At 60.5% G+C, this 21,217-nt stretch carries 21 protein-coding genes and 1 other RNA gene; 16 read left to right on the top strand and 6 right to left on the bottom strand.

Annotation, left to right across the window (positions count from 1 at the left end):
* Positions 1-157 precede the first annotated feature (157 nt).
* A complete protein-coding gene (gene rpiA / locus ACJ8J1_RS16540) occupies positions 158-814 on the top strand; it encodes a ribose-5-phosphate isomerase RpiA (protein ID WP_033644746.1) in 657 nt (218 codons plus the stop codon).
* Positions 815-1,106: 292 nt separating this feature from the next.
* Positions 1,107-2,345, top strand: a complete 1,239-nt coding sequence (serA, locus tag ACJ8J1_RS16535; protein ID WP_025304156.1) for a phosphoglycerate dehydrogenase — start codon at positions 1,107-1,109, stop codon at positions 2,343-2,345.
* Positions 2,346-2,393: 48 nt separating this feature from the next.
* Here serA and ACJ8J1_RS16530 read toward each other — a convergent pair whose 3' ends face one another.
* From ACJ8J1_RS16530 to zapA, 3 genes are all read right to left on the bottom strand, one after another.
* Complete coding sequence (locus ACJ8J1_RS16530; protein WP_033644747.1) at positions 2,394-3,002, bottom strand: 5-formyltetrahydrofolate cyclo-ligase; 609 nt, start codon at positions 3,000-3,002, stop codon at positions 2,394-2,396.
* A 51-nt stretch (positions 3,003-3,053) separates the two neighbouring features.
* Positions 3,054-3,236: non-coding RNA, 6S RNA (gene ssrS, locus ACJ8J1_RS16525), on the bottom strand.
* A 41-nt stretch (positions 3,237-3,277) separates the two neighbouring features.
* Complete coding sequence (gene zapA, locus ACJ8J1_RS16520; protein WP_004931621.1) at positions 3,278-3,607, bottom strand: cell division protein ZapA; 330 nt, start codon at positions 3,605-3,607, stop codon at positions 3,278-3,280.
* A gap of 319 nt (positions 3,608-3,926) precedes the next feature.
* Here zapA and ACJ8J1_RS16515 point away from each other — a divergent pair, with 319 nt between their 5' ends.
* The 8 genes from ACJ8J1_RS16515 (at position 3,927) to ACJ8J1_RS16480 (ending at position 14,421) form a co-directional block, all read left to right on the top strand.
* The gene (locus tag ACJ8J1_RS16515; RefSeq protein WP_004931622.1) at positions 3,927-4,505 is read left to right on the top strand and encodes a YecA/YgfB family protein; all 579 of its coding nucleotides are present in this window, start codon (positions 3,927-3,929) and stop codon (positions 4,503-4,505) included.
* A 55-nt stretch (positions 4,506-4,560) separates the two neighbouring features.
* The gene (gene pepP, locus ACJ8J1_RS16510; RefSeq protein WP_033644748.1) at positions 4,561-5,877 is read left to right on the top strand and encodes a Xaa-Pro aminopeptidase; all 1,317 of its coding nucleotides are present in this window, start codon (positions 4,561-4,563) and stop codon (positions 5,875-5,877) included.
* 1 nt (position 5,878) lies between these two features.
* Positions 5,879-7,057 carry a 2-octaprenyl-6-methoxyphenyl hydroxylase gene (ubiH, locus tag ACJ8J1_RS16505; protein ID WP_033644749.1) on the top strand — a complete coding sequence of 393 codons (1,179 nt, stop codon included), beginning with the start codon at positions 5,879-5,881 and terminating at the stop codon, positions 7,055-7,057.
* 78 nt (positions 7,058-7,135) lie between these two features.
* A complete protein-coding gene (ubiI, locus tag ACJ8J1_RS16500; protein ID WP_033644750.1) occupies positions 7,136-8,338 on the top strand; it encodes an FAD-dependent 2-octaprenylphenol hydroxylase in 1,203 nt (400 codons plus the stop codon).
* 506 nt (positions 8,339-8,844) lie between these two features.
* Positions 8,845-9,942, top strand: coding sequence for a glycine cleavage system aminomethyltransferase GcvT (gene gcvT / locus ACJ8J1_RS16495; protein WP_033644751.1), 1,098 nt, complete (start codon positions 8,845-8,847; stop codon positions 9,940-9,942).
* 46 nt (positions 9,943-9,988) lie between these two features.
* Entirely contained in the window at positions 9,989-10,375 is a 387-nt protein-coding gene (gene gcvH, locus ACJ8J1_RS16490; protein WP_025304150.1) for a glycine cleavage system protein GcvH, read from the top strand.
* Between the two features lie 92 nt (positions 10,376-10,467).
* Entirely contained in the window at positions 10,468-13,347 is a 2,880-nt protein-coding gene (gene gcvP, locus ACJ8J1_RS16485; RefSeq protein WP_015378983.1) for an aminomethyl-transferring glycine dehydrogenase, read from the top strand.
* 108 nt (positions 13,348-13,455) lie between these two features.
* Positions 13,456-14,421 carry a quinone oxidoreductase family protein gene (locus ACJ8J1_RS16480; RefSeq protein WP_285143011.1) on the top strand — a complete coding sequence of 322 codons (966 nt, stop codon included), beginning with the start codon at positions 13,456-13,458 and terminating at the stop codon, positions 14,419-14,421.
* A gap of 9 nt (positions 14,422-14,430) precedes the next feature.
* Here the strand turns inward: ACJ8J1_RS16480 and ACJ8J1_RS16475 are convergent, their stop codons facing one another.
* Genes ACJ8J1_RS16475 through ACJ8J1_RS16465 form a run of 3 tightly spaced genes read right to left on the bottom strand, consistent with a single transcriptional unit; the run spans position 14,431 to position 17,040 of the window.
* Entirely contained in the window at positions 14,431-14,958 is a 528-nt protein-coding gene (locus ACJ8J1_RS16475; RefSeq protein ID WP_050594459.1) for a GNAT family N-acetyltransferase, read from the bottom strand.
* A complete protein-coding gene (locus ACJ8J1_RS16470) occupies positions 14,958-16,376 on the bottom strand; it encodes an ATP-binding protein (protein ID WP_033644755.1) in 1,419 nt (472 codons plus the stop codon). Before ACJ8J1_RS16470 ends, ACJ8J1_RS16475 begins: the two co-directional genes overlap by 1 nt.
* Before the next feature lie 4 nt (positions 16,377-16,380).
* Positions 16,381-17,040 carry a response regulator gene (locus ACJ8J1_RS16465; RefSeq protein ID WP_033644757.1) on the bottom strand — a complete coding sequence of 220 codons (660 nt, stop codon included), beginning with the start codon at positions 17,038-17,040 and terminating at the stop codon, positions 16,381-16,383.
* A gap of 189 nt (positions 17,041-17,229) precedes the next feature.
* Between ACJ8J1_RS16465 and ACJ8J1_RS16460 the strand changes: the two genes are divergently transcribed.
* The 6 genes from ACJ8J1_RS16460 to ACJ8J1_RS16435 all read left to right on the top strand — a co-directional run bounded on the left by ACJ8J1_RS16460 (position 17,230) and on the right by ACJ8J1_RS16435 (position 21,217).
* Complete coding sequence (locus tag ACJ8J1_RS16460; protein WP_033644758.1) at positions 17,230-17,463, top strand: hypothetical protein; 234 nt, start codon at positions 17,230-17,232, stop codon at positions 17,461-17,463.
* A 97-nt stretch (positions 17,464-17,560) separates the two neighbouring features.
* Complete coding sequence (locus ACJ8J1_RS16455) at positions 17,561-18,304, top strand: SDR family oxidoreductase (protein WP_033644934.1); 744 nt, start codon at positions 17,561-17,563, stop codon at positions 18,302-18,304.
* 77 nt (positions 18,305-18,381) lie between these two features.
* Positions 18,382-18,705 carry a BrnT family toxin gene (locus tag ACJ8J1_RS16450; RefSeq protein WP_071845113.1) on the top strand — a complete coding sequence of 108 codons (324 nt, stop codon included), beginning with the start codon at positions 18,382-18,384 and terminating at the stop codon, positions 18,703-18,705.
* Positions 18,668-18,985 carry a BrnA antitoxin family protein gene (locus ACJ8J1_RS16445; RefSeq protein ID WP_016929995.1) on the top strand — a complete coding sequence of 106 codons (318 nt, stop codon included), beginning with the start codon at positions 18,668-18,670 and terminating at the stop codon, positions 18,983-18,985. Before ACJ8J1_RS16450 ends, ACJ8J1_RS16445 begins: the two co-directional genes overlap by 38 nt.
* A gap of 381 nt (positions 18,986-19,366) precedes the next feature.
* Entirely contained in the window at positions 19,367-20,185 is an 819-nt protein-coding gene (locus ACJ8J1_RS16440) for a DeoR/GlpR family DNA-binding transcription regulator (RefSeq protein WP_033644759.1), read from the top strand.
* A gap of 48 nt (positions 20,186-20,233) precedes the next feature.
* Positions 20,234-21,217 carry a substrate-binding domain-containing protein gene (locus tag ACJ8J1_RS16435; RefSeq protein ID WP_025304134.1) on the top strand — a complete coding sequence of 328 codons (984 nt, stop codon included), beginning with the start codon at positions 20,234-20,236 and terminating at the stop codon, positions 21,215-21,217.

The raw sequence follows: 21,217 nt of genomic DNA, 5'->3' as shown, positions 1-21,217 counted from the left end.
TTTGCGTGCGGCGCAGGTGGAAAAATCACGCCTCCAGCTCGCCGCCAAGCGGGTAAAAATGCGGGCTGCGGTAAATAAGTGTGATCCTGCCGGCGTGAAAAACAGCGTTTTACCCTATAATACGCACACGTTTTCGTACAGAGGCAAGGGACATATTATGACGCAGGATGAACTGAAAAAAGCGGTGGGCTGGGCGGCGCTGGAATACGTGACGCCGGGCACCATCGTCGGGGTGGGCACCGGCTCTACCGCCGCCCACTTTATTGACGCGCTGGGCTCCATCAAGCACCAGATTGAAGGCGCGGTGTCCAGCTCAGACGCCTCCACCGCCAAGCTAAAAAGCCTCGGCATCCATGTGTTCGACAGCAACGAAGTGGACTCGCTCGATATCTACGTGGACGGCGCGGACGAAATCAACGGCCACATGCAGATGATCAAAGGCGGCGGCGCGGCGCTGACGCGCGAGAAGATCATCGCCGCCATCGCCAAGAAATTCATCTGCATCGTCGACGCCAGCAAGCAGGTGGACGTGCTGGGCAAATTCCCGCTGCCGGTGGAAGTGATCCCGATGGCCCGCTCCTATGTGGCGCGTGAGCTGGTGAAACTGGGCGGCCTGCCGGAGTATCGCCAGAACGTAGTGACCGACAACGGCAACGTGATCCTCGATGTGCATAACCTGAACATCACCGACGCTATCGCGCTGGAGAACAAGATCAACGGCATCGCCGGCGTGGTGACCGTGGGGCTGTTCGCCAACCGCGGCGCGGACGTGGCGCTGGTCGGCACCCCGGAAGGCGTGAAAGTGGTCAAATAAGCCTCTGCGGCCTGTGGCCCGGCTGTGCCGGGCCGCATATTTCTTCGGTTAAAACATCTTTTCTAAAAAGCGGCAAATTTGGTGACTTATGTCACATTGTGAAAACTGACTCCCCAAAGCTTCTGCCGAAAACTTTCCCTATGGCATTTTCTGCCGTAAACCGCCATCAACGCTGCGCCTTGTCCTGCCGGGCAGGCAATCGTTTGTATTGCCGCCTGCGTTATTTTTGTTATGTTGGATGGGAGCTGTGTCGTCACAGCCGCTTCTGAAGTCTGAACATAGGGTCGGGTAAATGGCAAAAGTATCATTGGAGAAAGACAGGATTAAATTCCTGTTGGTGGAAGGGGTTCATCAGAGCACGGTCGATAATTTGCGTGCCGCCGGTTATACCAACATCGAATACCACAAGGGTGCGTTAGACACCGAATCGCTGAAGGCCTCCATCCGCGATGCGCACTTCGTCGGCATCCGATCGCGCACGCATCTGACCGAAGAGGTGTTCGCCGCCGCAGAAAAACTGGTGGCGGTGGGCTGCTTCTGCATCGGCACCAACCAGGTTGACCTGAAAGCGGCGACCAAACGCGGCATTCCGGTCTTCAACGCCCCGTTCTCCAATACCCGATCCGTGGCCGAAATGGTGCTGGGCGAGCTGCTGTTGATGCTGCGCGGCATTCCGGCCGCCAACGCCAAGGCGCACCGCGGCGTGTGGCACAAACTGGCCGTGGGCTCCTATGAAGCGCGCGGCAAAAAACTGGGCATCATCGGCTACGGCCATATCGGCACCCAGCTGGGCATTCTGGCCGAAGGGCTGGGCATGAAGGTGTTCTTCTACGATATCGAGAACAAGCTGCCGTTGGGCAACGCGCAACAGGTGCGTCATCTGTCCGATCTGCTCAATATGAGCGACGTGGTGACGCTGCACGTGCCGGAAACGCTGGCGACCAAGAATATGATGGGGGCGGAAGAGCTGGCGCTGATGAAGCCGGGCGCTATTCTGATCAACGCCTCGCGCGGCACCGTGGTGGATATCCCCGCGCTGTGCGACGCGCTGGCCAGCAATCACCTGGCGGGGGCGGCGATCGACGTCTTCCCGGAAGAACCGGCGACCAACAGCGATCCGTTCAACTCGCCGCTATGTGAGTTCGATAACGTGCTGCTGACGCCGCACATCGGCGGTTCCACTCAGGAAGCGCAGGAAAACATCGGCGACGAAGTGGCCGGCAAGCTGGCGAAATATTCCGATAACGGTTCGACCCTGTCGGCGGTCAACTTCCCGGAAGTGTCGTTGCCGGCGCATGGCCCGAACGCCAGCCGTCTGCTGCACATCCATGAAAACCGTCCGGGCGTGCTGACGCAGATTAACCAGATCTTCGCCGAAGAGGGGGTTAACATCGCCGCGCAGTATCTGCAAACCGGGCCGGAAATTGGCTATGTGGTGATCGACATCGAAGCGGAAACCGCGCGCGCCGACGCCGCGCTGCAGCGCATGAAGGCCATCGACGGCACCATTCGCGCCCGTCTGCTGTTCTGATTCGGCGGCTCGCCGCAACGAAAAAGGCCGGAGCGATCCGGCCTTTTGCTATTTGGGCTCCCGCCACGCCCAGCTGCAGAGCGGGGTGAGGATTTCCGGCAGCGGGATATCCCAGTGTTCGGTCGGCAGGTGCTCCACCTGCTGGCAATCATGGGCCAGACCTATGGGATAGGGGCCGCCGCTGCGCCAGTTTTGCAGGGTGCGATCGTAAAAGCCGCCGCCCATGCCCAGACGCTGTCCGGTATGATCGAATGCTACCAGCGGCGTCAGCACCACCTCCAGTTCACCCAGCGGCAACACCTGGCGCACATCGAGACGCGGCTCGAGAATATTGAAGCGATTGCGCACCAGCGGCGTTTCCGGCGCATAGCGCAGGAACAACAGGTGTCCCGGGCTGAACGGATGCAGCACCGGCAGGTAAACCCGTTTGCCGAGCGTCCACAGACGCTCGATCAGCGGCCCGGTATCGAGTTCGCCGTCAAACGACAGGAAGACCGCGATGTTGTGCGCCGCTTGAATGCGCGCGTGTGCGGTGAGGCGTTCGGTTATCTTTTCTGCGGCAAAGCGTTGCTGCTCGGGCGTAAGCTCGCGCCGACGTTGGCGAATGAGTTGACGAATGGCTTGGCGCTGCTGCGCGAATTGGGATTGAAAAGACATCGTATCAGGCTTGCTCAGTGTGGCGTTCAGCACACAAAACCGCTGAGAAGGGGAATCTCCGAGATGCCGTCGCAGGCTGTAACCCTTGAACCCATGGTTCAAGGTGAACGTGCCGTCGCAATCTTAAGGCTTCTCGGCGCACCGAGCGTGCTCACCGATCGCGGAGCAACACATTCTGTTTGTACTAAATATCGGCTCAGGGGACTGGCCCGCTGGCGAACATCTCAGAGAAATTTTGTACTCGTTGCCGAAAACTTGGCTTTCAACAACTTAAGTTATTCGAATTGTGCATCCTGACGTTCAGAGATGCGACCTTGTTCAAGCAGCGCTTGTTCAATGGTCTGCTGCAGCATCCGTATGCGTTGTTCCATATTGGACGCATAGTCACGGGTTTTCAACCGTTCTTGAGCAAGTTCGTGACAGACGTTCAATGCCGCGATGAAAACCAGTTGCTCAGTATTGGAGACTCTAGTGCGAACTTTAAGATCTTGCAACCGTTGGTTAAGATCGTCCGCCGCCATATTCAACGCATCTTGTTGTTCTGGCGGGCAATTGACTCTTAACGAGCGGCCAAAAATTTGAATATCTACCGGTTGTGCAGACATGCCACCTTCCTGCCTAAATTTCGCGCCAGCCTTGTCCGCCCGGGCCGGGCCGTCAAAGCGGGCGCCACTATATATACCTCGGTACCAAGATACAACCCCTTTTTCAGTACCTGGTTGTAATCTACTGTGGCGGACATTGCCAGTCAAAAAAGGGTTTCAAAATGCGTATTTACCGCACTTTCGTCACCCGCCGGCGCAGTGTGAAACCTGCCACATCGCGATTATAACTAGCCACTGAGGTGTCGCGCTTATCTGGTATAGCGACGGACCTTGGTGGTAGCATAACACGAACTTATCCTGCCAACGATGACGAATGCGCATGTCTATACAGAATACATTTCCAAGTTACCAATCTTTGACCGTGGCCCTCAACCAGCAGTCGGTGGCGCTGACCGCGGCAGAAATGCACGGCCTGATCAGCGGCCTGCTGTGCGGCGGCAGCCGTGACGCCGGCTGGCAGGCGCTGGTGCACGATCTGACCAACGAAGGCGTCGCCTTCCCGCAGGCGCTCAGCCAACCGTTGCAGCAGCTGTATGAAGCGACGCGTGACACGCTGGAAGATGACGAATTCCTGTTCCAACTGATGCTGCCTGAAGGGGAGATCGTCAGCGTGTTCGATCGCGCCGACGCGCTGGCCGGTTGGGTCAACCACTTCCTGCTCGGTCTGGGCATGATGCAGCCGAAGCTGGCTCAGGTGAAAGACGAAGTCGGTGAAGCGATCGACGATCTGCGCAATATCGCGCAGCTGGGCTACGACGAAGACGAAGATCAGGAAGAATTGGAACAGTCGTTGGAAGAAGTGGCGGAGTATGTGCGGGTCGCCGCCATCATGTGCCACGGCGAATTCACCCGTCATAAACCGACGGCGCCGGAAAATATCAAACCGACGCTGCACTAAACGTTCTATCGCCCTTCCGCCGGCGGTGCGGATGGCATGATTTCAGGAGAAGGTAATGACTCAGCAGGAATTCAACAACCGCCGCCAGGCGCTGTTGGCGAAAATGGCGCCGGCCAGCGCGGCGGTTATTTTCTCTGCGCCGGAAACGACGCGCAGTGCAGATTCAGACTATCCCTACCGGCAGAACAGCGATTTTTGGTACCTGACCGGCTTCAATGAGCCGGAAGCGGTGCTGGTGCTGATTAAAAGCGATGAAACGCACAACCACAGCGTGTTGTTCAACCGGGTGCGCGATTTGACGGCGGAAATCTGGTTTGGCCGCCGCCTGGGGCAAGACGCCGCACCGGCAAAGCTGGGCGTGGATCGCGCGCTGCCGTTCGATGAAATCAATGACCAACTGCACCTGCTGCTCAACGGCCTGGATGCGGTCTACCACGCGCAGGGCGAATACGCCTATGCCGATCAGATCCTGTTCAGCGCGCTGGACAAGCTGCGCAAGGGGTTCCGCCAGAACCTGCAGGCGCCGGCCACCGTTACCGACTGGCGGCCGTGGCTGCACGACATGCGGCTGTTCAAGTCGCCGGAAGAGCTGGCGGTGATGCGCCGCGCCGGTGAGATCAGCGCGCTGGCGCACACCCGCGCGATGGAAAAATGCCGTCCGGGCATGTTCGAATACCAGCTGGAAGCGGAAATTCATCATGAGTTCACCCGCCTCGGCGCCCGTTACCCGTCTTACAACACCATCGTCGGCAGCGGCGAAAACGGTTGTATCCTGCACTACACCGAGAACGAGAGCCAGATGCGCGACGGCGATCTGGTGTTGATCGACGCGGGCTGCGAGTACCAGGGATACGCCGGCGACATCACCCGCACCTTCCCGGTCAACGGCAAGTTCAGCCGGCCGCAGCGCGCGGTGTACGACATTGTGCTGGCGTCGCTGCAGCGCGCTTTGGAACTGTTCAAACCCGGCACCAGCATTCGCGAAGTCAATGACGAAGTGGTGCGCATCATGGTGGTCGGGCTGGTGGAGCTGGGCGTATTGAAAGGTGAAGTCGACCTGCTGATCGCCGAGCAGGCGCACCGTCAGTTCTTCATGCACGGGCTGAGCCACTGGCTGGGTCTCGACGTGCACGACGTTGGCCACTACGGCACGCCGAGCCGCGATCGGCTGCTGGAGCCGGGCATGGTGCTGACCGTGGAGCCGGGGCTGTACATCGCGCCGGATGCGGACGTGCCGGCGGAGTACCGCGGCATCGGCATCCGCATCGAGGACGATATCGTGATCACCGCCGACGGCAATGAAAACCTGACCGCCACCGTGGTGAAAGACGCCGATGCCATCGAGGCTTTGATGGCGGCGGCAAGGTCGTAGCATGAGCGTTATTATCGTTGGCGGGGGTATGGCGGGCGCGACGTTGGCGCTGGCCATTTCGTCGCTCACTCAGGGAAGAATGGCGGTGGATCTGGTCGAGGCGACCCGGCCGGACGACCGCAGCCATCCGGGCTTTGACGCCCGCGCCATCGCACTGGCGCAGGGCACCTGCCAACAGCTGGCGCGCATCGGCGTTTGGCCGGCGCTGCGCGATTGCGCTATGCCGATCACTCAGGTGCACGTCAGCGATCGCGGGCACGCCGGGTTTGTGAATCTGCAGGCGCAAGATTATCAGGTCGATGCGCTCGGCCAGGTGATCGAACTGCACGACGCCGGGCAGCGGTTGTTCGCGCTGCTGGCCAAGGCGCCCGGCGTTACGCTGCACTGCCCGGCGCGGGTGGTGGACGTGATTCGCACCGCAGAGCGGGCGGAAGTGCTGCTGGACAACGGCCAGCGTCTGCGCGGGCAATTGCTGGTGGCGGCCGACGGCTCGCGCTCTGCGCTGGCGCAAGCCTGCAATATGCAGTGGCGGCAGGAGGACTATCCGCAGTTCGCCACCATCGCCAACGTCACCACGGCGGAAGATCCGCAGGGGCGCGCCTTTGAGCGCTTTACTCGCTATGGGCCGCTGGCGCTGTTGCCGATGTCGCAGGGGCGCAGTTCACTGGTATGGTGCCATGCGCGCGAAGATCGCGCCCAGGTGGATGCCTGGGACGACGAGCGGTTTATCGCCGAGCTGCAACAAGCCTTCGGCTGGCGGCTGGGGCGCATCCTCAAAGCCGGTAAACGGCACAGTTACCCACTCGGTCTGCTGACCGCCGATCGCCATGTCAGCCACCGGCTGGCGCTGGTGGGCAACGCGGCGCAAACGCTGCATCCTATCGCCGGGCAGGGGTTCAACCTTGGCCTGCGCGACGTGATGTCGCTGGCGGAAACGCTGGCGGAAGCGGCAGACAGCGGCGAAGACGCCGGCGGTTACGCACTGCTGAGCCGTTATCAGCAGCGGCGGCAAAACGATCAGCGGGCGACGATCGGCGTGACCGACGGGTTGATTCATCTGTTCGCCAACCGTTATGGCCCGCTGGTGATCGGCCGCAATCTGGGGCTGATGGCGATGGAACGTTTGCCGGCGATACGCGATGCCTTCGCCAAGCGTACGCTGGGCTGGGTGGAACGTTAGAGACATGGTCGGGCGCTTTAACGCGCCCAAAACGCGGCGCGGCAAGGCGTCGCGCGTTATTTAAGGAAATCGAGCAGCATGCAATCATTTGACGTGATTATCGCCGGTGGCGGTATGGTGGGGCTGGCGTTGGCCTGCGGCCTGCAGGGCAGCGGACTGCGCGTGGCGGTGCTGGAGCAGCGCCAGCCGGAGATGGCGCCGCCGTCGGAACAGCCGGCCCTGCGCGTCTCCGCCATCAATGCCGCCAGCGAGCGGTTGCTGCAGCACATCGGCGTGTGGGACGACATTCTCCAGCTGCGCGCCAGCGCCTATAACGCGATGGAAGTGTGGGATCGCGACAGCTTCGGCAAAATCGCCTTCCGCGGCGACGAGTGCGGCTTCAGCCATCTCGGCCACATCATCGAAAATTCGGTGATCCAGCAGGCGCTATGGAAACGCGCCGAAAGCCTGTCGGACATCACGCTGATTACCCCGGCCGCGCTCAAGCAGGTGGCGTGGGGCGAGAACGACGCCTTCGTCACGCTGGAGGACGGCCGCATGCTGACCGCCCGGTTGGTGATTGGCGCCGACGGCGCCCAGTCGTGGCTGCGCCAGCATGCCGATATCCCGCTCACCTTCTGGGATTACCGCCACCACGCGCTGGTGGCCACCGTTCGCACCGAAGAACCGCATCAGGCGACGGCGCGGCAAATTTTCCACGGCGACGGCATTCTGGCGTTCCTGCCGTTCAGCGATCCGTATTTGAGCTCTATCGTCTGGTCGGTGACGCCGGAAGAAGCCGAAAGGCTCAAACGGCTGGAACCGGCGCAGTTCAACCGCGAACTGGCGATGACCTTCGACATGCGCCTGGGGGCTTGCAGCCTGGAAAGCGAACGGCTGGCGTTCCCGTTGACCGGCCGCTATGCGCGCAGCTTCGCAGCGCACCGCCTGGCGCTGGTGGGCGATGCGGCGCATACCGTGCATCCGTTGGCCGGCCAGGGCGTTAACCTGGGCTTCATGGACGCCGCCGAGCTGATTTCCGAACTGCGCCGCCTGCAGCGGCAGGGCAAGGATATCGGCCAGCACCTCTATCTGCGCCGTTATGAGCGCCGCCGCAAACATGGCGCGGCGGTAATGCTGGCCAGCATGCAGGGTTTCCGCGAACTGTTCGACGGCAATCACCCGGCCAAAAAGCTGCTGCGCGACGTGGGCCTGCGGCTGGCGGACAGCCTGCCGGGCGTCAAACCGAAGCTGGTGCGTCAGGCGATGGGCCTGAACGATCTGCCCGAGTGGCTTGCCTGATCCCTTCCTTCTGCGAGCCCTCATCGGGCTCGCGCTTCTCGCCTTATGCCATCGTCTTTCCTTATATAACCCTTCATTTGAAATAATCTAATTTCAGCCGCTTTTTATCATTACTTTTTCTAATCCCATGCTCGGTTATCAAAAGTCCGGATCCCATGTGAGGCCATAGGTTTGTTATATAAGTTCGGCGTTTTGCCGCTTTAATTGTTAATTTTGTGCCTTAAGGCGCATTTTTCCAGTGAAAAACTCTGCACACTAGCCCGGCGTTTTACCGCCCCGGAACGGCGATGAGCCTATTTTAACTTATGGTTAATGTGGTCGTTCGGTGATAAGTTCGAGGGAAAGGTATCGTTTGCGTCACGGCGGTTACACGCAGTTTCCGCCCGTCCCGGCGCAGCATTTGTGTTGAGCAGTCAGTGCGCCATGGCGATCGGGCCGCGAGCCAGGCTCCGCCGCATTGCGTGGCAGCACCCTAACTTCTAGCGACGAGTGGAAAGAGGGAAAAGATGGCAAAGCAAACCCCACTGTACGACCAGCACGTGGCGTGCGGTGCGCGCATGGTAGATTTTCACGGCTGGATGATGCCGCTGCATTACGGCTCGCAGCTCGATGAGCACCACGCGGTGCGTCAGGATGCCGGCATGTTCGACGTGTCTCACATGACCATTGTGGATCTGCACGGCGCCCGCACCCGCGAGTTCCTGCGCTACCTGCTGGCGAACGACGTCGCCAAACTGACCCAACCCGGCAAAGCGCTGTATACCGGCATGCTGAATGCCTCCGGCGGCGTGATCGACGACCTGATCGTTTATTTCCTCACTGAAGACTATTTCCGCCTGGTGGTGAACTCCGCCACGCGTGACAAAGACCTGGCCTGGATTGAAGAGCACGCCGCGCCGTATGGCGTCGCGCTGACGGTGCGCGACGATCTGGCGCTGATCGCAGTGCAGGGCCCACAGGCCAAAGAGCGTGCCGCCACGCTGTTCACCCCGGAGCAAAAAAGCGCGGTCGAAGGCATGAAGCCATTCTTCGGCGTGCAGGCCGGCGAACTGTTCATCGCCACCACCGGTTACACCGGCGAGGCCGGCTATGAGATCGCGCTGCCGAAAGAGCAGGCGGCGGATTTCTGGCAAAAATTGCTGGCCGCGGGCGTCAAGCCGGCCGGTCTGGGCGCGCGCGACACCCTGCGCCTGGAAGCGGGCATGAACCTCTACGGGCAAGAGATGGATGAAGGCGTTTCGCCGCTGGCCGCCAACATGGGCTGGACCATCGCCTGGCAGCCGGAAGATCGCCGTTTCATCGGCCGCGAAGCGCTGGAACAACAGCGCGAGCAGGGTACCGAGCAACTGGTCGGCTTGATCATGACGGAAAAAGGCGTATTACGTAATGAGCTGCCGGTGCGTTTCACCGACGCGGCGGGGCAAACCCACGAAGGCGTGATCACCAGCGGCTCGTTCTCTCCGACGCTGGGCTTCAGCATCGCGCTGGCGCGCGTGCCGGCAGGCATCGGCGAGCAGGCTATCGTGCAGATCCGCAACCGTGAAATGCCGGTCAAAGTGACCAAGCCCGGTTTCGTTCGCGCCGGCAAGCCGCTGACAAATTGATTTTTTATTGATTGATTCTTTTATTTCTTCGAAGGAGTAACCGGCGATGAGCAATGTGCCAACAGAATTGAAATACGCATCCTCCCACGAGTGGGTTCGTGCAGAAGGTAACGGCGTTTACACCGTAGGCATCACCGAACATGCGCAGGAACTGCTGGGCGATATGGTGTTTGTCGATCTGCCGGAAGTGGGCCGCAGCGTCGCCGCCGGTGAAGATTGCGCCGTGGCGGAATCCGTCAAGGCGGCATCGGACATTTACGCGCCAATCAGCGGCGAAATCGTGGCGGTGAACGGCGAGCTGGAAAGCTCTCCGGAACTGGTGAACAGCGAACCTTACGGTGACGGCTTCCTGTTCCAGATTAAAGCCTCCGACGAAGGCGAGCTGGCGAACCTGCTGGATGCCGCAGCTTATCAGGCCTCGATCGACGAGTAATCGTGACCACGCCCCAGGCCTTTCGGCCGGGGCGTTTTAGTTACCGTTCAAGCTATATCCCGTATCACGCAAGCATTCAGGAATTTGTAGCAATGACTCAGACACTCAGCCAACTCGAACACAGCGAAGCGTTCATTGAACGCCACATCGGCTCTTCTGCGGAACAACGCCAGGAGTTGCTGGCAGCGGTGGGCGCTCGCTCGCTCAGCGCGCTGATCCAACAGATTGTGCCGGCGGACATTCAGCTGCCGGGGCCGCCGCCGGTCGGCGACGCGGCGACCGAACATCAGGCGTTGGCTGAGCTGAAGGCGATCGCCTCGCAGAATCAGCGCTACAAATCCTATATCGGCATGGGCTACAGCGCCGTGCTGACGCCGCCGGTGATCCTGCGCAACATGCTGGAAAACCCGGGCTGGTACACCGCTTACACCCCTTATCAGCCGGAAGTGTCGCAGGGCCGTCTGGAAGCGCTGCTGAACTTCCAGACCGTGACCCTCGATCTGACCGGTCTGGATCTGGCCTCCGCTTCGCTGCTGGATGAAGCGACCGCCGCCGCCGAGGCGATGGCGTTGGCCAAACGCGCCAGCAAGCTGAAAGACGCCAACCGTTTCTTCGTGGCTGACGACGTGCATCCGCAGACGCTGGACGTGGTACGCACCCGCGCCGAAACCTTCGGCTTCGACGTCATCGTCGATAAAGCGGAAAAAGTGCTGGAGCTGGACGGCGTGTTCGGCGTGCTGCTGCAGCAGGTGGGCACTACCGGTGAACTGCACGACTACAGCGCGCTGCTGGCCGAACTGAAATCGCGCAAAATCATCACCAGCGTGGCTGCCGACATCATGGCCCTGGTGCTGCTGACCGCGCCGGGCAAGCAGGGCGCCGACGTGGTGTTCGGCTCCGCGCAGCGCTTCGGCGTGCCGATGGGCTACGGCGGCCCGCACGCCGCCTTCTTCGCCTGCCGCGACGAGTTCAAGCGTTCGATGCCGGGCCGCATTATCGGCGTTTCCCGCGATGCCGCCGGCAACACCGCGCTGCGCATGGCGATGCAGACTCGCGAGCAACATATCCGCCGCGAGAAAGCCAACTCGAATATCTGTACCTCGCAGGTGCTGCTGGCCAACATCGCCAGCCTGTACGCGGTGTATCACGGCCCGCAAGGCCTGCAGCGCATCGCCGGGCGCATCCATCGCCTGACCGATATTCTGGCCGCCGGGCTGCAGAAGGCCGGCCTGACGCTGCGTCACCACACCTGGTTCGACACCCTGACCGTCGAAGTGAAGGACAAGGCCGCCGTGCTGGAGCGCGCGCTGAGCTTCGGCATCAACCTGCGTACCGACATTCACGGCGCCGTCGGCATCACGCTGGATGAAGCCACCTCGCGTGAAGACGTGCAAACGCTGTTCGCACTGCTGGCCGGCGACAATCACGGTCTGGACATCGACGCGTTGGACGCGGCGGTGAGCAAAAACAGCCAATCGATCCCGGCCGCCATGCTGCGCCAGGATCCGATCCTGACCCACCCGGTATTCAACCGCTATCACAGCGAAACCGAGATGATGCGTTACATGCATCGCTTGGAGCGCAAGGATCTGGCGCTGAACCAGGCGATGATCCCGCTGGGTTCCTGCACCATGAAATTGAACGCCGCGGCGGAAATGATCCCGATCACCTGGCCTGAATTCTCAGAGTTGCATCCGTTCTGCCCGCCAGAGCAGGCGGCCGGTTACCAGCAGATGATCGGCCAACTGTCCCAGTGGCTGGTGCAGCTGACCGGCTATGACGCGGTGTGCATGCAGCCGAACTCCGGCGCGCAGGGCGAATACGCCGGCCTGCTGGCGATCCGCCGCTACCACGAAAGCCGCAACGAAGCGGGCCGCCACGTCTGTCTGATCCCGAGCTCGGCACACGGCACCAACCCGGCCTCCGCCCAGATGGCGGGTATGAGCGTGGTGGTGGTGGCCTGCGACAAGAACGGCAACATCGATCTGCACGATCTGCGCGTCAAGGCGGAGCAGGCAGGCGAAGAACTCTCTTGCATCATGGTGACCTACCCGTCGACCCACGGCGTGTATGAAGAAACCATCCGTGAAGTGTGCCAGATCGTGCATCAGTTCGGCGGTCAGGTGTATCTGGATGGCGCCAACATGAACGCCCAGGTGGGCATCACCACGCCAGGCTACATCGGCGCGGATGTTTCGCATCTCAACCTGCATAAGACCTTCTGTATCCCGCACGGCGGCGGCGGCCCGGGCATGGGTCCGATCGGCGTGAAAGCACACCTGGCGCCGTTCGTGCCGGGCCACAGCGTGGTGCAGATCGACGGCGTGACCACCCAGCAGGGCGCGGTCTCCGCGGCGCCGTTCGGCAGCGCCTCCATCTTGCCTATCAGCTGGATGTACATCCGCATGATGGGCGCGGAGGGCCTGAAGCAGGCCAGCCAGATGGCGATCCTGAACGCCAACTACATCGCCACCCGTTTGAAAGACGCGTACCCGATTCTGTATACCGGCCGCGATCACCGCGTGGCGCACGAATGTATCCTCGATATTCGTCCGCTGAAGGAAGAGACCGGCATCAGCGAAATGGACATCGCCAAGCGCCTGATCGACTTCGGTTTCCATGCCCCGACCATGTCGTTCCCGGTGGCGGGCACGCTGATGGTCGAGCCGACCGAATCGGAAAGCAAGGTGGAGCTGGATCGCTTTATCGATGCGATGCTGGCGATCCGCAGCGAAATCGACCGCGTCGCCAAGGGCGAATGGCCGCTGGAAGACAACCCGCTGGTGAATGCGCCGCACGTGCAGGCGGAGCTGGTCAACGACTGGCAGCATCCGTACAGCCGCGAACTGGCGGTGTTCCCGGTGGCCGGCGTACGCGAGAACAAGTACTGGCCGAGCGTTAAGCGTCTGGACGACGTGTACGGTGACCGTAACCTGTTCTGCTCTTGCGTGCCGATGAGCGATTACGAATAACACGTTCGGCAAAGTTTGTGTTCGGGGGACACCGCATCATGCGGTGTCCCTTTTTATTTTATAGCGGCCTATTCTTTCCTGTACGTTCCCACGATTTGAGGAGTCACCATGCAAGCGGCAATCGTAACAGCGCTGGGGCAACCCCCGGTTTTCGGCACCTTTGAGGAACCTCAGGCGCAGACGAATGAAGTGCCGATCGACGTTCTGGCGGCCGGCATCAAACAGCTGGATCGCGCCACCGTCGCCGGAACCCACTATTCCAGCCCGAAGCAATTGCCGATCGTGCCCGGCACCGATGGCGTGGGCCGTACGGCGGACGGGCAACGGGTGTACTTCGCCTCTTTCCGTCGCCCTTACGGCGCGATGGCAGAGCGCAGCGTCGCGTCCTGGACGGTGCCGGTGCCGGCGACGGTGGACGACGCCACGGCGGCCGCGCTGATCAATCCGGCCTTCGCCGCCTGGCTGCCGCTGCGCTGGCGGGCGGATCTGCAGCCCGGTGAAACGGTGCTGATCATCGGCGCCACCGGCACCTCGGGCAAGCTGGCGGTCGCGGCGGCGCGTCAGGCGGGGGCCGGACGCATTGTTGCCGCCGGCCGTCGACTGAGCGTGCTGGAGGCATTGGGTGTAGACGCCACGGTGGATCTGAGCCTGCAGGGCGAGGCGCTGACGCAGGCCTTCGCGGCGGCGGCGGGGCCGGGCGGTTATCAGGTGATCGTCGATTACATTTGGGGCCCGGCGACTGAAGCGCTGCTGGCAACGCTCAACAATCACGATCTCTCGTCTTACGCCGGCGGACGCGGCATTCGCTTGGTCAACGTCGGTTCGATGGCCGCGCCGGACATCCGGCTGCCGGCGGCGGTGTTGCGCAGCAATCAGCTGCAGATCCTCGGCAGCGGCACCGGCAACTTTCCGCCGATCCCGGAGATGCAGCGCTACGCGACCGAGATTTTGGCGCTGGCGGCGACCGGAGCGCTCACTATCGAGACGCAGGAGCACGCGTTGGCGGAGATCGCCGAGGTGTGGGATATGAACAAGAAAAGCGACGTGCGTTCGGTGATGCGCATCGCCCGTTAACCCCGGCCGCTAGCGGCAAGGGCAGACCAGGTGAATGTCTTCCGGCTCACGGGCGAACAATTCGGTATCCGGCTGTTCGATGAGCCGGCAGCCCTGCGCCAGATAGAAGTCTACGGTGCTTTTATTGGGGATGGAGGAGACATACAGCCCGGCGGCGCCGTCTTGCGCCGCCTGACGCAGGCAGAGCTGGAACAGCTGCCTGCCTAACCCCTGGCCGCGTTTGTGCGCGCTGACGTAAAAGAACAGCAGCTGGCGCAGATCCCGCTGTGGGCCGCGCGGCTCGGTGTCCAGCGCCGCCGCCGCCACGATCTCCTCGCCTTCGAACAGCGCGAAGAACGCGCCGCCGCGATCGAAGCACGCTGCGTGGATTGGCGTATAGGTTTCCCGATCGTGCGGATCCCAGCCGCGCACGTCGTAGTACTCCGCATAGGATTGCAACTTGCCGTCCTGCAGGCGATACAGAGTGTCGATAACTTCGCTGCGGTCGATATCCCATAGCCGGTCGAGTTGCTGCCGTTGCAGCAGAACAGGGGCAATCATGGTCGTTGTTCACTCTCAGTCTGTGGCCGATAACTTTCCGGCAAATCGATGATGAAGCCGATGCCGCGATCGTCAAGGCCTTCGGTGACGCGCAGCTGCGCGCCGATTTTGTCGGCCAGGTTTCGGGCGATGGCCAATCCGAGCCCGCTGCCGGTTTGCTGCGTGCCGGGCACGCGGTAAAAGCGTTCAAACAGGCGGGAATGGTGTTCTTCGCTCACCCCCGGGCCGTTATCGCGCAACGTAATATAGCAGCCGAGCGGCGCCAGCGAGCGGATATTAGCCTCGATGCGGCTGCCGGGCGGCGCGTACTTGAGCGCGTTATCCAGCAGGTTGGTGAAGATGGCGATCAGCGCATGGCGGTCGGTACTCACCACCACATCCTCGCTGCCGTCGAGCGACAGTTCGACATCTTTCTCCAGCGCATAGGGGACGTGCTGCGCGATGCATTTGCCGATCTCCGCATAGATATCCACCGCCTCAATCTTCAGCGGAAAATCTTCCGCCTCCAGCTTGGCCAGGTTGATCAGCTGGCGTGACAGCGACGCCGCGCGATCCAGCCCTTGCTGCATGTCGCCGATGATTTCCCGGCGCTCCTGCTGCTCGCTGACCTGGGTCAGCAAATGTAGCTGCGCCAGCACGGCGGCGATCGGCGTGCGCAGCTCGTGCGCGGCGTCGGCCATAAAGCGTTTCTCGCGCTGATTGGCCGCGTCGATGCGCGCCATCAGTTTGTTGACCTCCATCACCACCGGCCGGATTTCCTGATACTGCTCACTGACGTTGAGCGGCGACAGGTTGCCAGGCTGGCGATCGGAAATGGTGCGGGCGATCTGGCGCAATGGCCGCAGGCTGAAGTAGGCGGTAAACAGCAAGGTAATGATGATCGCCGCCAGAATGCCCAACAGCGGTACGGCGGTGCTTTCCGCCGGGTTGCCGAACAGCGTGGTGCGATCGTTGAAAGACTCGCCGACGATCACCCGGTACTGGCGCTTTTCGCTCCAGCTGCCGGCAAGGTGCCAGTTGGCGCCGGCGTAATTGACGGAGCCGGACAGCACCGAAGGCGGCAGACGCAGCGGTTCTCCCTGCGTTTGCGAACTGTAAAGCACCCGGCTGTCCCGATCGTAAACCACAAACAGCGGGTGATAGTCGATTTCATCCTGCATGCCGTTATTGATGGAATCAATGTACATGCCTTCAATGGTTTTGATGATGCCGCGGTAATCGATATTATCGGTGCCGGTTTCATCGAGAATATTGGCGATGCCTGCGGCGACGATGCGTTGCTGGTTATCGAAATATTTCTCCATGTCGGGGTAATACCAGTACTTCACCCAGGCGACGAGGATCCCCCACAATAATAAAATGGCCAGGACCTGGAAAATAATGGTGCGCATAAAGAAGGATTTGAAACCGATCATCCCGCTACTCTTTCTTCAGCAAATAGCCAATGCCGCGTACGGTAATGATTCTTTCTTTACCAATCTTGCGGCGTAAATTATGCATGTGTACTTCCAGCGAGTTGCTTTCCACGCTATCGCCGTGGCCGAACAGCCGCTGTTCCAACACCGCTTTGCGCACCACGGTGCCGGCGCAGCGCATCAGTTCGTGCAGCAGGTGATACTCTTTTTTCGACAGCATCAGCAGTTCGTTATCCAGCATGACCTGATGGTTGACCGGATCGAGATACAGCGCGCCGAGGCTCCAGGTTTGAGACGCGAAGCCCGCCATGCGCCGGTTGACCGCTTTGACGCGCGAGATGAGTTCGGGCAGCGCGAAAGGTTTGGCCAGAAAGTCGTCCGCGCCGGAGTCGAGGCTGTTCACCAGGCTCTCGATGCGATCGCGGGCGGTCAGGATGATGATCGGGATATTCTGTCCGGCGGCGCGCCAGGCGACCAGCTTCTGCAAACCGTCGCCGTCCGGCAGCGTGAGATCCAACAGCATCAAATCGAACCCGCCGGGTGAAAGTTTATTTTCCGCGTCGGTGAGCAGGCGCACCCAGCACAAATTAAAGCCGGCCAGCTCCAATGCTCGGCACAGCGCCTTGCCTAATTGCAGGTCGTCTTCCACCAACAGTATGTTCACGTTATTTCCGCTGAGAGCCTTGAGTCGCGATTATCTAACTATAACGCTGGCGGGAAGACAACGAGGAAAACCGCTCTGCCTACGCGTTCTTAAGCAAACCTTAATCTGGCTTTAATCTCGCGTTAAGGGAACGGGGGGGAATTTCAGTTATTTTGCTGCCATTCGAAATCATGGCTGAGGGAGCGAAACATGCAGACTGAAGGTTTCCCGAACGCGGGCGCCTCGCGGCGGCTGATGTATTCAGGCGTGGCGATACTGCTCGTTCTGTTGATGCTGTCTTTTCGCGGTGATGCGCAGAGCCATAGCCACGGCGGCCATCATGCTTCCGCTTTGCAGCGGGTGCATCAGGCGGCGGCGACGGACGCTTACGGCTGCGCCAAGTCGCGCATTAAAAAGCAGCTGCGCCGCCTGGCTCAGCTTTGAAGCGTTTTTTAGGGCGCCGCTCTATACTCTGACGGGCAAACGGAAGGCCTGTGCGCAGGCCGTTGTCGACATCGCCAACCAGAGAAAAAATACGATGATGAAAGTGGCATTGGTGACCGGCGCAAGCCGGGGAATTGGCCGCGCGACCGCTTTGCTGCTGGCCCGGCAGGGCTATGCGGTGGGCGTGAATTACCTGCGCGACGAAAGTGCGGCGCGGCAGGTGGTGGCGGAGATTGAGGCGCAGGGCGGCAAGGCGCTGGCGCTGCAGGCCGACGTGGCCGATGAAGCGCAGGTGATGGCAATGTTCAGGGCGCTGGATGCCGGGCTGGGCACGCTCAGCGCGCTGGTCAACAACGCCGGCATTCTGTTCCGGCAGGCGAACATTGAACAGTTGACCGCCGAGCGCATCAATAAGGTGCTCGGCACCAACGTCACCGGGTATTTCTTGTGTTGCCGCGAGGCGGTGAAGCGCATGGCGCAGCGCCATGGCGGGCAGGGCGGCGCTATCGTCAATGTGTCCTCCGCCGCTTCCCGTTTAGGCGCGCCGGGGGAATATGTGGATTATGCCGCCTCGAAAGGCGCCGTCGATTCGTTGACCATCGGGCTATCGCTGGAGGTGGCGGCGCAGGGCATCCGCGTCAACGGCGTGCGGCCTGGGCTTATCTATACCGAGATACACGCCAGCGGTGGCGAACCCGGCCGGGTGGATCGCGTGAAGGACAGTTTACCGATGCAGCGCGGCGGCCAGCCGCAGGAAGTGGCGGAGGCGATCGCCTGGCTGCTGTCTGACGCCGCGTCTTATGTGACCGGCACCTTTATCGAGGCCGCAGGCGGGCGTTGAACGCATCCGGAGAATTTTGACATCCCTTCGGAGGTGATGTATTTTGATTAAATAACAACCAAAATGTAGTTACAAAAATGTATGTTTATTTTGAATGGAATCAGGATAAAAATCACAGTAACCAGCGCAAACACCGTGTCAGTTTTGAGATAGCGCAACGGGTTTTTCTGGATCCCAACCATTTGGCTGTGCTGGAAAGGATCGAGGATGGAGAAGAACGTTGGCAAACGATCGGTATGGTCGGATCCTGTTTGCTATTGCTGGTGGCACATACGACGATCGAAACGGATGTCGAAGGCGATACAGTAGAGATCGTGCGTATCATTTCAGCACGCAAGGCCGATGCCAAAGAGAGGGGAAGATATGAAGCGCAAAAATTCCGCCAAAAATCTGGCCCATAGCGTACTCCCGCCGTTGACGGAGGAGCAGAAAGCGCAAATTGCTTCACTGAGTGCGTTGCCGGACGAGGGAATCGATTATGCCGATGCGCCGGCGCTGGGGGAAGAAACGTGGCAGACTGCGGTTCAGGGGCGTTTTTATAAGCCGATGAAAGTATCAAAAACCATCCGAATCGATGCGGATGTGTTGGCTTGGCTTCAGCGACCAGGCAAAGGCTATCAGAAACGCCTGAACGCCGTGTTGCGTGAGGCGATGTTGAAAGAGCATGAGCACGAGGAATAATTTGTGTCAGGCGGCTAACGATCCGGTGAGATTCTCACCGGATTTTTTTTGCTGTTTTTTCAGGTAATGCGTTATCAACGCCGGCTGTCTCCTTGCGGCGCTCGGTCAAAACCACACAAACGGTCATTAACGGTCATGGCGCGGAACGTGGAATTGTGACCGTTTACCGTTTCTCTCCTGTCTGTCTCAGGCGGTCGCGCATCATAACTGTCTGTTACTCCACACTTTCGTAATTATTCATTTCATTTCCTTCCCGATTTTTTTGACAACTATCACAGCGCGATCGTTGACCGATCGCGGGGCGATGCGCTTTGCGTCTGCGCGCAAAACGCGGCGCGGCAAATCGATATCGTAATCATCGTCGTGGAGGAGAAAAGAAACATGCTGCCTGTAGAACGTCATCGCTTTATTACCGAAGTCTTGAGCCAGCGCGGCCGCGTGATGGTGCAGGAGGTGGCGCAGCTGTGCCACATCTCTATCGAGACGGCGCGGCGTGATCTGGCCCTGCTGGAACGGCGCGGCCTGCTGCTGCGCAGCCACGGCGGCGCGGTCTTCGTCGAGCCGCCGGCGGTGGAAAAAACCTATGTGCCCGCCGAGATAGATCAGGGGGAGTCCTTCCGCCAGCGCAGCAATGAGTCGCCGGAGCAGAAGACGCGCATCGCCAAACGCGCGCTGGAGTTTATCGCGCCGGGGGATTGCCTGCTGCTGGACAGCAGCTCCACCAGCTGGTTTTTGGCGCGCCAGCTGCCGGATATCTCGCTGGTGGTGCTGACCAACTCGCTGCACATCATCCAGACGCTGGCCTGCAAGGCCAACGTGCGCACCATCGGGCTGGGGGGCGAGTATTCCGCCAAGTACGAGGATTTTATCGGCGTGCTGGCGGAGCAGATGCTGAAAGAGTTCGTGATCAACAAGCTGTTTTTCTCCTGCCACGGCATTTGCCAGGACGGCGGCATCCGCGAGAGCAATGAGCACCATGCGCGGCTGAAGCAACAGATGCTGCTGGCCTCGGAGCGCAAGTTCCTGCTGGTGGACAGCAACAAGTTCGGCCGCCGCTCGTTCGCCCGCATTTGCCATTACCGGGAAATAGATACGCTGATCACCGACAGGCTTGGCGATGACGAGTTTCGTCAGGAATTGGCCTGGAACAACGTCGATGTGATTGAAGTTTCACCCGCCGCGAAAAGGGCGGCGCGATAACAACAACGAAAACCTTTTATTACAGCCAACACTTGTGGAGAGAGAACAATGAAAAAATCCGTACTGGTCGGTCTGTTTGCCTCGCTGCTGCTGTCGGTCTCCGCGCAGGCGGCGGACAAGCTGAAAATGGGCGTGGTGGTGAAGATCGGCGGCATTCCCTGGTTCAACGCCATGGAGGCCGGCATCAAAAGCGAGAGCGCCAAACGCGGCATCGACGCCTGGATGGTCGGGCCGACGGCGGCGGATCCTGCGCTGCAGGTGCGCGCCATCGAGGATCTGATCGCGCAGAAGGTGGACATCATCGGCGTGGTGCCGAACGACGCCCGGGTGCTGGAGCCGGTGCTCAAGCGCGCGCAGGAGGCGGGCATCAAGGTGATCGTGCACGAGTCCCCCGGCCAGAAGTACGCCGACTGGGATTTTGAGCTGGTGGACGCCTCGCAGCACGGGGTCAACCACATGAAAGCGCTGGCCGCCTGCATGAAAGAGCAGGGCAAGTACGCGGTATACGTCGGCAGCCTGACGGTGCCGCTGCACATCACCTGGTCGGACTCGGCCATCAATTACCAGAAGCAGCACTACCCGAACATGCAGCTGGTGGGCGACAAGTTCGGCGTGGGGGAATCGCTGGATGACAGCGTGCGCACCACCAACGATCTGATGGCCAAATATCCCGATCTGAAAGGCGTGCTGGCGTTCGGTTCGCAGGGGCCGATCGGCGCCGGGCGCGCGGTGCTCAACCGCGGCAAAAGCAACGATATCTGCGTCATCGGGCCGTTCAGCCCAGGGCAGGGCGCTTCGCTGGTCAATCGCGGCGCCATCAAGGGCGGTTATATCTGGAACCCGATGGTGGCGGGCGAAGTGTTCGTGCGCATCGCCGACATGATGCACAAGGGCGAAAAAATCACCGATGGCATGACCATCGAAGGCATGGGCAAGGTGCAGGTGGATGCGCAGCAGCACACCATTCTCGGCAATGCCACCGAAAGCCTGGATAAGCAAAACCTGCCGAAGCTGGTGAAGATGGGGCTGTAA

It is taken from the genome of Serratia sp. CY37869, from assembly GCF_052168895.1.
Lineage (GTDB): Bacteria > Pseudomonadota > Gammaproteobacteria > Enterobacterales > Enterobacteriaceae > Serratia > Serratia ureilytica.
This window is presented reverse-complemented; position numbering and strand designations above follow the sequence as displayed.